Origin of the sequence: Acetobacterium malicum subsp. dehalogenans DSM 11527, assembly GCF_000472665.1 — a bacterium.
Taxonomy (GTDB): Bacteria; Bacillota; Clostridia; order Eubacteriales; family Eubacteriaceae; genus Acetobacterium; species Acetobacterium malicum.
On the sequence record NZ_AXAC01000036.1, the window covers coordinates 36689 to 50029 of the forward strand.

Below are 13341 nucleotides of genomic sequence, written 5' to 3' on the forward strand. Positions count from 1 at the left end.
CTTGTCATTTTGCATTGTTTTAGTGCAGAAAAAAAAGGCCATTCCATCCGGAGTGGTCTTTTTTTTCCCTGAACGTCCCTGAATTTTATTTATTTGTAACCGAAATAATTTAATCAGGACACTTTCTTTTAGACACCAAAACCGGACTAACCAACCGGTTTTGGTTTTTTTTAAGACTAATTATTCAGAAGACAAGCCCTGATAGCCATTACTGGTTCAGGACTTGTCTTTTGTTATCGATATTAGGTATCAACCTCCTGCAACAGGTGGAAAAATAGCCATGTATCCATCCTCTTTAATAGGAACAGCGAGCATCGCATCGACCTTCCCGTCAACCCCATCGACAATAAGTGCAGCGATTTCCGGTGCGGTAATTCCCAGACTGTCAATGACATCCTGGCCAGTCATCCCAGGTGTATAGTCCATTTCGACGATCTTTCCTCGGCCTTCCCGAAAGTTTGCAAATAATTTTATCTTGATTGCCATAGTTCCTCCTAAAATTTAAGGGACGATCAAAGATCGTCCCTTAAATTTATTTTATAATAAACCTAATTTTTCAAGACGTTCTTCCGTTGGAATACCATCTTCATCCCAGCCCCGTTCTTTGTAGTAAAGTGGCAGTAATTCATCCAGTTTATGGACCCAACCTTTTGTCGGTCCATCTGGCATTTCTTCCTCCAGAAAACGCGGTGGTAAGGTATCTTCTTCTGATGAAATACCAGCTTCTAAGTTAAAGAGTTTTTCCAGATTCCAGATTCGTTCGCCGGCTAACAGAACGTCTTCGGCACTCCAATCGGTTCCCAGAACCTCGTTTAACATATCAGCGTATTGCTGAGCACCCAGAGCAAATGAGGTAAACAGACATAAGCCAGTAGAGTCGATAACTGCGGTCAGATCCTGGAATACTTTTGCCCAAACCTCTTTACCAGCTAAATCAAAACGATCCAATTTTTCTGGTAAACCCAGGATTTCAGGAGAAATCAGGTAACCACGAACATGGCATCCACCACGGTTGGAGGTTGCATATTGAAGACCCATGCCCTGGATTCCACGGGGGTCATAAGCTGGTAAGTCTTGTTTCTTAACCGACATTGAGTATTCCGGAACGCCAAAGAAATCAGCCAATCGGTAAGAACCACGAGCCAGTAAATCACCAAAGCCTTCTCGATTACCCATCTTTTTCAGCCAATGGACAACTGAATCAGCGTTGCCGAATTTCAGGATCACATCATCATCCAACATTTCATCGGTGATGTAACCACGTTGATATAATTCCATGGCAGCTGCTAAAGTTGCGCCGGCTGAAATGGTATCAATACCCAGTTCATTACACCAGTAATTCGCATCGATAACCACTTCCATATCATCAATTCCGAGGTCACCGGCAAATACCCAAAGGGTTTCATATTCTGGTCCGCCAATCCCATCAGGACTCTTATCGCTTTTGACCCAGCGACCACAACCAATTGGACAATGGTGGCAGGGATTACGTTTGATCAGATATTTTTCGGTCAAGGTTTCGCCGCTGACTGCTTCAGCATCCGGATCCTGGCCGCCCTGGAAGTTTTTAGTTGGGTAAACCCCATGTTCATTGATAATATTAACCAGTACGGCGGTTCCGTAAGTTGGTAGCCCACCACCAGTAACACCATTTTCTTTTAATAAGGTTCGGCATTCTTTAGTAACGGCCTTTAAGCCATCTGGTCTGGCAATTTCTGGTTTTAAACTTCCTTTAACGGTAATGGCTTTCAAGTTCTTGGAACCCATTACCGCACCAACACCAGAACGGCCAGCAGCTCGATCTTTTTCATTCATAATGGCTGCCATCTGAGACAGTTTTTCACCAGCCGGGCCGATGGTTAAAACCTTGGAACCTGGCTGTTTTTCTTGTAATAGATCACTGGTTTCGGAAACCATTTTGCCCCATAGATCAAGAGCCGGTACAATTTCTACCTTATCTTCATCGATACTGAGGTAAACCGGCAGGCTAGCTTTACCTTCAACAATAATGGCATCATAGCCAGCATATTTCAGGTAGGCACCCCACTCGCCACCAGAGTTTGAAGAAGCGATGCAGCCGGTTAACGGTGACTTTGTAACAACCATATACCGACCACCGGTAGGAGTCGCTGTCCCCGACAACGGACCATTGATAAAGACGATCTTATTTTCTGCCGCAAAAGGATCAACCTGCGGATCAACCTCATCCATATACAGCTTTGTTCCTAAACCACGACCACCAATATATTTTTTTGCCAACTCAAAATCCAGATCTTCAGTTGTCACTTCATTGGTCGTCAAATTGACACGTAAAATTTTTCCCATGTAACCAAACATTTCGTACGCCTCCTAAATTTTATTTATTTGTAACCACTATCATTATACCCAAATTTTACCTTTTATTCAATCGAATAAAGGAAAGATAATGACAAGCGCAAAAATTTATAGCTGTTTTAGGATTCATCGCGCAATTTTTGATCAATTTTCGAGCGTAAATTTTATCAGTCCACCAGACCGATAGTTTTGAGGATGTTATAACCTAGTCTTCGTTCCTGACCTGCATAAGGATAAGCATGCATGACGATCATCGGATTAAAGTTAAGCTCAATGATTCCGTAGTTTGAATCGGGATCGCGATAGTCTGCTAAGATAATATCAATCCCACAAAATTTCGCATCGAAAGCCTTGGCAGCCTTTAAGGCAATTTCAGAAAAATAGGGATGCATTTCTTCAGTAAAGTCAATACTGTCCCCACCAGTACTGATATTGGAATTTCCCCGGAGAAATATCATTTCCTCTTTTGGGGGTACCGACTGATTAGACAGACCCTGTTTTTTTAGAAACATCTGGGACTGATCATCCAGCTCAATTTTTTTTAGCGGACTGGTATGGCCGTCGCCCCGATAAGGATGTTTGTTTTTTTCATCAATAAGTTGCTGGATGGTGGAAGACCCATCGCCAATCACGTTGGCGGGACGGCGATGCAGGACTGCCACGACCTCGTCTCCCATCGTTAAAAAACGGTATTCCAGGCCAGGGATATAATCTTCTATTAATATTGTATCGTCGTGCTCAAAGGCAATCCGAGCGCCTTCAAAGAGTTCCTCCAGGGTGCCGCCCTGATCAAAAATACAGATGCCCAAACCAAAATTGGTGGACTTAGGCTTGATCACAACTTTTTCACCTACATATTTTGCCAATTTTTGTTTTGCTTCCTGAAAAGAAAAGTATTCTTCACCATTTGGAACTGGTAGACCATTTTCTTGCAGAATTTTTTTGGTGACAACCTTATTCTCCATTAGCAAAGGCGTAATATAATTATCAACGCTGGTCTTTGTCGCCTGCTTAACATATTCCCGGTGACCATTTTTCTCCAAACGCACAATATTGTCAGCCGCATCCATGGGCACCACTTTTATTCCCCGGGTCAGCGCCTCTTTGATTAAAATCTGTGTCGACATTTCCCAGCTTTCAAAACCTTTCAGACGATAGTGATCCGCGTCAGACTGTTTTTTGTACGCTTTGGCCATTTCCAGATTGGCATCGAGACAGCCATTTTCCTGCATTAATAATTTTAGTCGGTGAGCATAGGTCGTTTCCGGTTGTCTTACCCGGTTCTGCATTTCTTTAATACACTGTTCCTGATTTAAACCCAGGTATTCATTAACTTCAGCCACCTTTTCCAGAATATCGTCAGCCCAGGCCGTTTTCAGCGTCCAGTGCCGATGATCCAGCAATTCCAAATCTGGCTCAAGCCCATGTTCAGCCACCGCGACCTCATTAATAAGGGCTTCCTGCTGCCAGGTATCAAAAAACTCTTCTCCTTCCAACAATAAAAAGAGCATAAAAATATTCATAAATTCCAGATCTATTTTTGCGATACCGCATTTATCAAAAACATTGAGATCGATGGTTCGTATTTCCAGATATTGGATGCCTTCTTTCTCTAAAGAGTCCAGTACGTTTCGATAATCTTTTGGTTTTAAGCGGATCTGCGCATACAATTCTTTCGCTTCAGAAATGTCTCCCCGTTCCACAAACTCATTGATGCTCCGGATATAATCTTTGATCGAACTATAATCCGGGTAAAGATCTATTTCATTTTTATAACCGCTGCAACTGCCATTGCGGGCGGAGGTTCCGCCGGGGCTGAGATAGGTTTCATTACCACAGTCTCCCATACATTGCAGGCATTCCTCAATGTATGAATTATGAAGACCGGGAGTACAGCCCATTAAATAGATGATCAACCAGCGATAACGCAAAAAGTTGCGCAGGACCTTTAAATAAATACGATCTTTAAATTCTTTATAGCTTTCCTGCGTACCCAGTTCCTGCCAGAGTGTTGTCAAGAAATCCTCGCTAAAAGAAAAGTTATAATGGATACCAGAAATCAGTTGTCGTTTGCCGCCATACTTGACCATCAGTTTTTCGCGATATGCCCTTGCTTTTTTCCCTTCTTCCCCCTGATAAGAGGCAATCGGGATCTGTTTGTCATCTGGGATATTACATGGCATCGAGTATGGCCAAAATAACTCATTATTCTCGCCAATCTCGCCAATGACAATATCTGTAAGTGCTTCCAGAAAGTCATAGGTTTCGTCTACTGAATAAAAAACCGGTGTAACCAGTTCAATTTGGCTTTCCGAGAAATCTGTTGTAATATAAGGATTTTTAAGTTTATCGCCAAAAATCGGCGGATGTGGTGTTAATGCAAGCCGTCCCTGTTGTGTCACCCGGAGTCCTTCTCTTTCTACTCCAAACCCTGCAGTTAAAATACTTTCTGGTGTCATTTTATTTTTTAATATTTCAATCATGCTCATAGCCTTTCCGTTGTTGTACAGATAAATCGGTCTGAACTGTACAAAATTTTTTTAATTATACCACAAAAAAGATTAATTCTAACTAACTATTTCCCTTTGATTGCTAGGGAATAATCATTATTTTCGCCCTATCACGATCATTCTATCCCGATTGCAATACTTATTTGCTTAAAGTATTGACAAATAAAACAGATGATGTTAGACTTTACTCATTGAGTTAGGAATTGCTAACTCAATTTTAGAAATCACTTTGTTAGTTAATGCTAACCAATCAGGAGGAAAACCATGCTACTATCAATGGCGACACCCGGAGAAAAAAATTACATAAAAAAAATCACCGGTAAAGATACCACCCACAAATTTCTGGCCAGCCTCGGTTTTGTTGAAGGAGCTGATGTCACGATCATATCTGAACTTTCTGGCAACATTATTTTAAATATTAAAGATACCCGGGTTGCCATCGATAAGAGTATGGCCAACCGCATTATAATTTAAGGAGATCAACATGAAAACACTCAGAGCTGTAAAATGTGGAGAATCCACTAAAGTTGTAAAACTCCATGGCACCGGCCCGATCCGACGCCGGATCATGGATATGGGCATCACCAAAGGTGTTGATGTCATTGTCAGAAAAGTTGCACCCCTGGGAGACCCCATCGAAATCACTGTACTTGGTTACGAACTGAGCATTCGTAAAGCCGATGCTGAGCTGATCGAAGTTTTTTAACCGCTACCGAAAAAAATAATTTAACAGCCATGGCTGTTAAATTTTTGCCCGTAATGTTAGGCAATGCTATCAAATTAAAGAGGAGAACTTATATGAACTTAAAAATTGCATTAGTTGGAAATCCCAACTGTGGTAAAACAACCATGTTCAATGCGCTCACTGGCAGTTCCCAGTATGTGGGCAACTGGCCGGGGGTCACAGTTGAAAAGAAATCCGGCAAACTGAAAGGACACAGCGATGTTGAAATCATCGATTTGCCTGGTATTTATTCCCTGTCTCCCTATACTCTGGAGGAAGTGGTCTCCAGAAACTATTTGCTAAACGAAAAACCCGATGTCATGATTAATATCGTTGATAGCAGTAATATTGAAAGAAACCTCTATCTAACCACTCAATTGCTGGAAACGGGTATTCCCATGATTCTGGCCTTGAATATGACCGACATTGTCAAAAAGCGTGGCGATATCATCAATATCAAAGCCCTTTCCAAGCGGCTGGGTTGCGAAGTGATGGAAACCTCCGCCGTCAAAAGCGAAGGCTGTGCTGAACTGGCCGAGAAAGCCATTGCTCTTGGCAAAAGCAGGCAGAAGCCAAAACCACTGCTGATTTTTTCAAATGACATCACAGAAACCCTTAGTAAAATCGAATCAATCATTAAGGCCAAAAGCACCACCGAACATCCGGATTTTTATGCCATCAAACTTTTCGAACGCGATGAAAAAGCCATCGAACAGCTCAAACTTTCAGATACGGTAATGGCCGAAATTACGGCCCTCACCGCATCATGTGAAGAAGCCATGGATGATGATAGCGAAAGCATCATTACTCATGAACGCTATCAGACCATCAGCCGAATCGTTTCAGATACGATCAAAAAGAAAGCCAGCACCGGTATGACTACCTCTGACAAAATCGACCGGGTCGTGACCAATCGCTTTCTGGCCTTACCCATTTTTGCCGGTATTATGTTTTTGATGTATTTTGTCTCTGTTACCACGGTGGGCGCCTGGGTAACGGACTGGACCAATGACGTACTCTTTGGTGAAATTATTCCCCCGGCTGTGGAAGGGTTGCTTATTTCCTGGGGCACGGCAGAGTGGCTGAATTCGTTGATTCTTGATGGAATCATTGGCGGTGTTGGTGCGGTCCTCGGTTTTGTCCCGCAAATGTTTGTCCTTTTCCTCTTTCTTGCCATTCTTGAGGATTGCGGTTACATGGCCCGGGTTGCTTTTATCATGGACCGGGTCTTTCGAAAATTCGGTCTGTCCGGCAAGTCGTTCATACCATTGCTGATTGGGACCGGCTGTAGCGTTCCCGGAATTATGGCATCCCGAACCATTGAAAATGAACGGGACCGTAAGATGACCATTATGACGACATCCTTTATTCCCTGTTCAGCCAAGTTGCCCGTTATTGCCCTGATTGCCGGCGCCTTATTCCCCGGATCAGTCTGGGTTGCACCTTCAGCCTACTTCATCGGGGTAGCGGCTATTATTGTCTCCGGTATCATTTTAAAGAAAACCCGGGGCTTTTCCGGTGACCCGGCGCCCTTTATTATGGAACTACCCGCTTATCATGTCCCCGGTGCCAAAGGGGTTCTGATCCACATGTGGGAACGGGGCAAATCCTTTATCAAAAAAGCCGGGACCGTTATTTTTGTGGCCAGTATCACCATCTGGTTTTTATCGTCCTTTAACTTTGGGCTGGAAATGGTCGACACCAATGATTCGATCCTGGCCTCCCTTGGGATGATCATTGCACCGGTCTTTATTCCCCTGGGTTTTGGTACCTGGGAAGCGACCGTTGCTACCATAACTGGTCTCATTGCCAAGGAAACGGTCGTCAGTACCTTTGGGGTACTCTTTGGTTTTGCCGAAGTGGCCGAAGATGGTGCCGAACTGTGGCCCCAGCTACAAATGGCCTTTACCCAGATGGCTGCCTTCTCATTTCTGGTTTTTAATCTGCTCTGTGCCCCCTGCTTTGCCGCCATCGGCGCGATTCACCGGGAAATGGGCAGTGCCAAATGGACACTGATTGCCGTCGGTTATCAGACCGCTTTTGCCTATACGATCGCTCTGATCATTTATCAACTGGGGGTCTTCTTCACTGGCGGTGGCTTTGGTATCGGTACCGTTGCTGCGCTAATGATGATTGCTGTCCTGCTCTATCTGCTCTTTAGAAAGCCGGTCAGCCAAACAAAAGCCGGCCAAAAACAATTGACCCCGGTCAAAGAAATTTAACCCTTAACTATCAAAAGGCCAGACGAAAATGATAATCCTTTTCGTCTGGCCTTTTTTATTACTTATTACAACCCCAACTCTTGTTTGAGTTTAGCTAATTCCTCATCAACCGAGGCATTTCCGCCGTCGCCGTACTTTTCTTCCAGCGCTTCAGCGGGGTCAATCGGCTCAATGTTCAGTTCTGCCATCGCATTGGCTTCGTCCAGCATCCGATCAGCCTTTTCTTCCATTCGGGTGAAGGCGTCCATGGCATCCTCGGTTTGATTAGCTGAGCTGCTGGCTTCATTGATGATTGCCTGGGTTTTGGCAATGGACACCTTGGACTTGATCATAGTCCGGCGGGCCTGCAGAGTTTGGATATCGGCTGCCAGTTTGTCATGCATCTGTCGCATTTTCATGGCATTTTCATGAGCAGCGGCATACACATCCATCAGTTCAGGATCCAGGTTTTCCAGCTCCTGTTTCTTTGCGAGAAAGGTCCGGGCATCTCCTTCATTCCCTGCCATCAGGGCTTTTTTGGCTAGCTCGGCATATTTTTCCACCTCGGCCTTGTTGTTGTCAACCAACCGTTTCGTGCGGGTTTCTTCGCCCATGATTTCGGCGGTGCTACGCTTCACTTCGGCCAGATCATCCAACAGATCAATTAAATACTGGTCGATCATGATCGCCGGATCTTCCATTTTGTCCAGCATATCGTTGATGTTAGCCCGAATGATATCACCGAATCGTTCTAAAATTGCCATCTCTTTCCTCCTTTAATTTTACTAACTAGTCTTTGTGCTGATCTGACGGGCTATCCTGATATTTCTTCGCCAGGTCTTCAATTTCCACATCGTCAAATTTTTCAAGCGGGGTATTCAGCATTTCTGCAGTCCGTTTAGCCTCGAGATTTTTCTGATTTTTGGCATGTCGCCACCAGACGAATAATAGAATTGCTAATATTACCACTGCAAAAACAATTCCAATGGTCGTCATCGCCGCGATCCATGGTGACTTGGTAACGGTCATGATCCGGTCAGCCGCATCCCGGAACGAGTTACTGAAGAACTCCTCATCCGTGAGGCTACTGTCGTAATAATTGCGGTCAATATAGTCAAGCAGAATATCAGCCGCTTCCGTATCAATGACCGTTTTGGCCTGAGTCCCAGCCACATAACGATCCATATAGAAATCATTATACTCATAAAATACAAAGAGCAGATGGGCTTCATCCGCAAACAACTGATCATAAAGGGCATTTGCATAACTGTCCAACTCACTTTCGGTAGGGTTATGCGAACCATTGACATTATCGATGATTACCACATGGGGTTGGACCCCGGTTTTCTGATAAAAGTATTTTAGCCCTTCCTCCATTTTTGTCTGATTATTGATCCATCCCAACTCATCGGTATAATATTCAGTTTCGTTGACTGAGCCGGCCGGTAGCGGCTGCCGAGCCACTGATGATTTAGTGATTTCTGAAGAGCTTGTAAAAACCGATGCCACAAAGACACCAATAATCAACATAACAATTAGAACGATCACTAAAATGATCATGACAGCCCCGCAACCACAACCCACCGGACCGCCACTGCCACTGCCACCGTAGTTGCTGCCGCCAGAACTCATTCTGGATCCGCTGCCAAAAAAACCGCCCCCGGAGCTGCTACCAAAGCTGCCAAATCCGCCACTACCGCCGCTTCTGTGACTGCTTCCAAAGCCGCCGCTGCGACCACCACTGCTACGGCTGCCGCCACTGGAGCCGCCACTGCTGCGACCACCTGAACCGCCACTTCTTCCCATGATACCCCCTCCATTTGTTAGCGTGATATACAATTACTATTTACCCCAAACAGCGCCATTCATTCATTATTGACTACTGCCAAAAAAGAAGCATAAACGATCATTTTCTGATAAAATAAACAGGTTACAAAACCAGTTTTACTTTAAGGAGAAAAAAACAATGGCTAAACAAAAAGAAGTGAAAACCAATGCCATGCGCATTTTGGATAAATTAAAAATTGACTATACCCACCAAAGCTATGAGTGCAATGAATTTGTGGACGGGTTGCAGACCGCCGATCTGCTGAATCTACCTTATGAACAGGTCTATAAGACCCTGGTGACTGAAGGAAAAAGCAAAAATTATTTTGTTTTTGTGATCCCCATCGATAAGGAACTGGATATGAAAAAAGCCGCCAAAGCGGTTGGCGAAAAGGCGGTAGCGATGATTCATCTCAAAGACCTGACTCCGATCACCGGCTATGTCCGGGGCGGCTGCACCGCCATTGGTATGAAAAAACAGTTTAAAACCGTCATCAACGACACCGCCAAAGAGCTGGACACCATCTACATCAGCGGTGGGAAAATCGGGCTGCAGCTTCAATTACGACCCGATGATTTTTGCACCGCGGCCGCGGCTGTTTATGGGGATATCATAACAGTCTGAATCGTAATCGCGTTTTGACTGACCTAGTTGCTTGCATCTGCTTAAGATTTTATAAACCAATCCGCAGTCGTTACTCCCAAATCAAATTTTGCCAACTGGTGCCATATAAACGACAAACTCCTCATCGCCATCAACATTTAATAACAGGTCGGCACTTTGCTGATTGTAGGCAGCGATAGCACAGGTTCCTGCACCAATTGCTTCACAGGCCAAATAAAGGTTTTGACAGACATGCCCGGCATCCAACGCTATCACCTTGTACGAGGCCTCGGCATAGCGCCATTCCATCCGATAGGGAATAGTTGTCCAGATAAAAGTAACCGCGCCGGAACCGGCAAATTGCTGATTGAGAGCTGCCTCAATCAGCCGGTCTTTGAGATGATCCGGGGTTGCTTCCAGGACCAATTTGTTCAGTGAGGGCAGATAGCGGTAAATCCCCGGTTCCAGACTATCGACATTGAACACCACCAGATAGGTTTCCAGGGCATGCCGGTTTCCCGCCGAGGGAACCGTTCGCAGGGCATTTTTCTGACGCCACTCACGAACCCCCTGGGTAGACCAGAGCAGGAATGACAACTCTTCCATCGACAAGGCCTGACGCGTAAATTTCCGTCGTGATTCCCGGTGCGAAATGGCAGATTTTAAGGACATTTCACCGATCGCAAAGGCGGCTGGTTCAAGCAAGGGTATTTTCCGGGCATCCGCCGGCGCTGGTTTTTCAATCGGTGGCGACGGCACCCCGATGTTCTGATCGGTGTTGCGAAAATTGGTTTCCTGACGAATATCATCTTTTAAGAAATATTTTAAGGTTCTTTTGTTTTCAGGTTTCATATATTTAGCCTGCCTTTCATTTTTTAGGGATAACTAGTCATTTTTCAAAAATATTTACCCACAACAAAGGGATCGCCATCATCAACAACTTCCTGAATAATCACAATGGGATCAGATATGAGACCATATCTCTCATCTTCCGAGTATGTCACCGCAATTGTCGGATTATTACCAGCATAGGCGATCATACTTGCCATTGAATCCCATTTCGTACTCAAGAAAAAATGGGCATACTCATCTTGTTCAACAATTTTCAAAAATGCCCCACAATTACCATCGATTGCCAGGGTATCCTTGACACCGGTCTCGTATTCATATATTTCAAAGGCATCCCACATTTTTAGGGGTACCATCCCGTGCCATGTTCTCGCTATCATTTTAAAACTCCTCTCTCTTTTTTTGAACCAGTATCGGGAGTTTACATTAAGTTGGTACTCGGCTCCCGCATAGTTTAAAATCATCAAAGATTACAACGCCTAATCGGCTATCGGGTACCCCAGTTCTGCAGTTCGACGATGTTTCCTTCGGGATCGGTGGCATATACAATGGTTGCTACTACATTATTGGGATAGTCGGCGACAATCTGCTCGCCAATCTGACCACCACCGGCAGCTTGTAACTTTTCGAGCACCGCCGCCACGTCGTCCACCTCAAAAGCGATATGCCCAAAACCGGTCCGATTAATTTGCGGCAATCCGCCCTCAACCCAATCGTTATAGGAAAAAATTTCCAGGGTTGGCAGTTTATCTTCATAGCCGGGCAAACGGAGGTGTTCACCCCGTATATGCGTACCCCTGACCCCCGTCATCCGATCGATCCAGTCACCTTGCATGTCTCGTTCCGGCGGTACCGGCACACATCCAAAAACCTCCTGATAAAACTGGGAGAGTTTTTTCCAGTCTTTGGCAATAATGTTGGTGTGGGTAAATTTAATCTTCATGGTTCTCCTTCTTTGTTTTTGACTTATTTGACCGCTTCGAAAGTAGAGTATACAAGGAAGGTAATTTAGTGTTTCAAACAAGAGGTCACTGCACTATTTGAACCGCCCTTCTGAGTTTTCATTCTGAGTTTTGCTTATGCGAGAAAATTTTTGTTTACCAGAAATTATCGATCCCTTCAGAACCTTTTAAATTATTAAAAATCCAGCGTGCATGATTCATAAACTTTTTTACCTAAAATTGTACGAGAAATAAGGTGATAATCCCTGCTAGGTCCCATTCTCTGCATTCCATTGATGCAACCCAATCTCTCTAAATTACTTAATGAGAATTCTATATTTTCACTAAGATCAAATTTTAGTTCTTCTTTTCCGCCATTAGAAATTCTAACTCCTGAAGGTAACTCTTTAGTTATAACGTTATCGTTAAAATTTTCGAATGGTTGCTTATAAATAGTTAGAAGTATCTCTGCATCCTGAAGCGATAGCCTTCTTAACACATCAACGCATGCTATGTCTACATTTGATTTGCTGTTTTCATAAGTTGCGTTTGCAAACAAGTTTGCCCACAATTTTCGCATAAATTCGTCATCTTCTAATGAAGCCTCTTCTAAAATAGAAACTGAGACTCTTAATTCAATAGGGATTATTTTATACGGCAATCCTTTATCTTCGAATTCCTTAATTGTACTTTCTAACATATTGATTAAGTTCTTTTTTCTTCTGGCATCTACGTCAGTTTTCCACGTCCCAACCCAACTTTTCGCTAGTTCGTAAATACCAGTCTCTTTTGCAATATCCATAACATTGTTACCTGCTTTAAGCGCTTCAGTAGAAAATTCAATAATAACTTGCGGATCCATTTTTTTTATCGCCTCCAATTTTTTCGTAAATTATATCACAAAAAATAAAAGAAAGGACATATCAAAGTGGTTGTCAATAGAAATCTCTATTGGCACTATTTCAAGCTGTTCCCTTTTATTTCATCTCATCTCAAGTAGCTCTATACTCCGCAATATCTTCCTGTATTTCGTCGTTCCGAATGAAGCTTTCCTTCTAAATTTTCCGATCGAGTAGCTAGAAATCCGGGTAATTAGTCCGGATTTCTTTGCTCTCACAGAACCGTGCTTACGTTTGCCGTACACGGCTCCTGAAATCTCTCACCGAATTAATAATAATTCGACAGTAACCCAACTTTATATTGACATAAATCGATGAGTCCCAGATCTTCAAAGTACTGGTTTGGGAGTAACATATGGATGATATGGACATTTGAATTCTTCCATTTCGTCACGGCCATCTTTTCACCACTACCTTTGATTCCCTGTTTTCTCATTGCCTTATGCATGGCT

Annotated in this window: 13 protein-coding genes and 1 pseudogene; 4 read left to right on the forward strand and 10 right to left on the reverse strand. The window is 43.8% G+C overall.

What is annotated here, in order from left to right; all coding sequences use genetic code 11:
* Positions 1–249: 249 nt before the first annotated feature.
* The 3 genes from A3KS_RS0114160 to gshAB form a co-directional block, all read right to left on the reverse strand.
* The gene (locus tag A3KS_RS0114160) at positions 250–486 is read right to left on the reverse strand and encodes a MoaD/ThiS family protein (protein WP_026395460.1); all 237 of its coding nucleotides are present in this window, start codon (positions 484–486) and stop codon (positions 250–252) included.
* A gap of 51 nt (positions 487–537) precedes the next feature.
* Positions 538–2337 (reverse strand): aldehyde ferredoxin oxidoreductase family protein, encoded by a 1800-nt coding sequence (locus tag A3KS_RS0114165; RefSeq protein ID WP_026395461.1) that lies wholly within the window; start codon positions 2335–2337, stop codon positions 538–540.
* 164 nt (positions 2338–2501) lie between these two features.
* The gene (gshAB, locus tag A3KS_RS0114170; protein WP_242834774.1) at positions 2502–4823 is read right to left on the reverse strand and encodes a bifunctional glutamate--cysteine ligase GshA/glutathione synthetase GshB; all 2322 of its coding nucleotides are present in this window, start codon (positions 4821–4823) and stop codon (positions 2502–2504) included.
* Between the two features lie 285 nt (positions 4824–5108).
* On the opposite strand from gshAB, the gene A3KS_RS0114175 reads away from it, so the two are divergent.
* The 3 genes from A3KS_RS0114175 to feoB all read left to right on the forward strand — a co-directional run bounded on the left by A3KS_RS0114175 (position 5109) and on the right by feoB (position 7790).
* On the forward strand, positions 5109–5318 hold the full coding sequence (locus tag A3KS_RS0114175; RefSeq protein ID WP_026395463.1) for a FeoA family protein: 210 nt from the start codon (positions 5109–5111) through the stop codon (positions 5316–5318).
* A 10-nt stretch (positions 5319–5328) separates the two neighbouring features.
* On the forward strand, positions 5329–5550 hold the full coding sequence (locus tag A3KS_RS0114180) for a FeoA family protein (RefSeq protein ID WP_026395464.1): 222 nt from the start codon (positions 5329–5331) through the stop codon (positions 5548–5550).
* A gap of 92 nt (positions 5551–5642) precedes the next feature.
* A complete protein-coding gene (gene feoB, locus A3KS_RS0114185) occupies positions 5643–7790 on the forward strand; it encodes a ferrous iron transport protein B (RefSeq protein WP_026395465.1) in 2148 nt (715 codons plus the stop codon).
* 65 nt (positions 7791–7855) lie between these two features.
* On the opposite strand, the gene A3KS_RS0114190 is transcribed toward feoB, so the two are convergent.
* Both A3KS_RS0114190 and A3KS_RS0114195 read right to left on the reverse strand, forming a co-directional pair.
* Complete coding sequence (locus tag A3KS_RS0114190) at positions 7856–8533, reverse strand: PspA/IM30 family protein (protein ID WP_026395466.1); 678 nt, start codon at positions 8531–8533, stop codon at positions 7856–7858.
* Positions 8534–8558: 25 nt separating this feature from the next.
* The gene (locus A3KS_RS0114195) at positions 8559–9575 is read right to left on the reverse strand and encodes a hypothetical protein (RefSeq protein WP_035356377.1); all 1017 of its coding nucleotides are present in this window, start codon (positions 9573–9575) and stop codon (positions 8559–8561) included.
* A gap of 160 nt (positions 9576–9735) precedes the next feature.
* Between A3KS_RS0114195 and ybaK the strand changes: the two genes are divergently transcribed.
* A complete protein-coding gene (gene ybaK / locus A3KS_RS0114200) occupies positions 9736–10221 on the forward strand; it encodes a Cys-tRNA(Pro) deacylase (protein ID WP_026395468.1) in 486 nt (161 codons plus the stop codon).
* An 81-nt stretch (positions 10222–10302) separates the two neighbouring features.
* Here the strand turns inward: ybaK and A3KS_RS0114205 are convergent, their stop codons facing one another.
* The 5 genes and pseudogenes from A3KS_RS0114205 to A3KS_RS23785 form a co-directional block, all read right to left on the reverse strand.
* A complete protein-coding gene (locus tag A3KS_RS0114205; RefSeq protein WP_026395469.1) occupies positions 10303–11052 on the reverse strand; it encodes a SagB/ThcOx family dehydrogenase in 750 nt (249 codons plus the stop codon).
* Between the two features lie 44 nt (positions 11053–11096).
* A complete protein-coding gene (locus A3KS_RS0114210; protein WP_026395470.1) occupies positions 11097–11429 on the reverse strand; it encodes a hypothetical protein in 333 nt (110 codons plus the stop codon).
* A gap of 107 nt (positions 11430–11536) precedes the next feature.
* Complete coding sequence (locus A3KS_RS0114215; protein WP_026395471.1) at positions 11537–11992, reverse strand: VOC family protein; 456 nt, start codon at positions 11990–11992, stop codon at positions 11537–11539.
* A 194-nt stretch (positions 11993–12186) separates the two neighbouring features.
* Positions 12187–12852 carry an Abi-alpha family protein gene (locus tag A3KS_RS0114220; protein ID WP_026395472.1) on the reverse strand — a complete coding sequence of 222 codons (666 nt, stop codon included), beginning with the start codon at positions 12850–12852 and terminating at the stop codon, positions 12187–12189.
* A gap of 305 nt (positions 12853–13157) precedes the next feature.
* Positions 13158–13341 (reverse strand): annotated as a pseudogene (locus tag A3KS_RS23785) (group II intron reverse transcriptase/maturase); the annotation flags it as partial.

Excerpts from the sequence above, each read along its gene's own strand:
- A3KS_RS0114205 (WP_026395469.1), bottom strand. The coding sequence starts at position 11,052 with ATGAAACCTGAAAACAAAAGAACCTTAAAATATTTCTTAAAAGATGAT.
- A3KS_RS0114175 (WP_026395463.1), top strand. The coding sequence starts at position 5,109 with ATGCTACTATCAATGGCGACACCCGGAGAAAAAAATTACATAAAAAAA.
- A3KS_RS0114165 (WP_026395461.1), bottom strand. The coding sequence starts at position 2,337 with ATGTTTGGTTACATGGGAAAAATTTTACGTGTCAATTTGACGACCAAT.
- A3KS_RS0114220 (WP_026395472.1), bottom strand. The coding sequence starts at position 12,852 with ATGGATCCGCAAGTTATTATTGAATTTTCTACTGAAGCGCTTAAAGCA.
- A3KS_RS0114160 (WP_026395460.1), bottom strand. The coding sequence starts at position 486 with ATGGCAATCAAGATAAAATTATTTGCAAACTTTCGGGAAGGCCGAGGA.
- A3KS_RS0114195 (WP_035356377.1), bottom strand. The coding sequence starts at position 9,575 with ATGGGAAGAAGTGGCGGTTCAGGTGGTCGCAGCAGTGGCGGCTCCAGT.
- A3KS_RS0114180 (WP_026395464.1), top strand. The coding sequence starts at position 5,329 with ATGAAAACACTCAGAGCTGTAAAATGTGGAGAATCCACTAAAGTTGTA.
- ybaK (WP_026395468.1), top strand. The coding sequence starts at position 9,736 with ATGGCTAAACAAAAAGAAGTGAAAACCAATGCCATGCGCATTTTGGAT.
- feoB (WP_026395465.1), top strand. The coding sequence starts at position 5,643 with ATGAACTTAAAAATTGCATTAGTTGGAAATCCCAACTGTGGTAAAACA.
- A3KS_RS0114210 (WP_026395470.1), bottom strand. The coding sequence starts at position 11,429 with ATGATAGCGAGAACATGGCACGGGATGGTACCCCTAAAAATGTGGGAT.
- A3KS_RS0114190 (WP_026395466.1), bottom strand. The coding sequence starts at position 8,533 with ATGGCAATTTTAGAACGATTCGGTGATATCATTCGGGCTAACATCAAC.
- gshAB (WP_242834774.1), bottom strand. The coding sequence starts at position 4,823 with ATGAGCATGATTGAAATATTAAAAAATAAAATGACACCAGAAAGTATT.
- A3KS_RS0114215 (WP_026395471.1), bottom strand. The coding sequence starts at position 11,992 with ATGAAGATTAAATTTACCCACACCAACATTATTGCCAAAGACTGGAAA.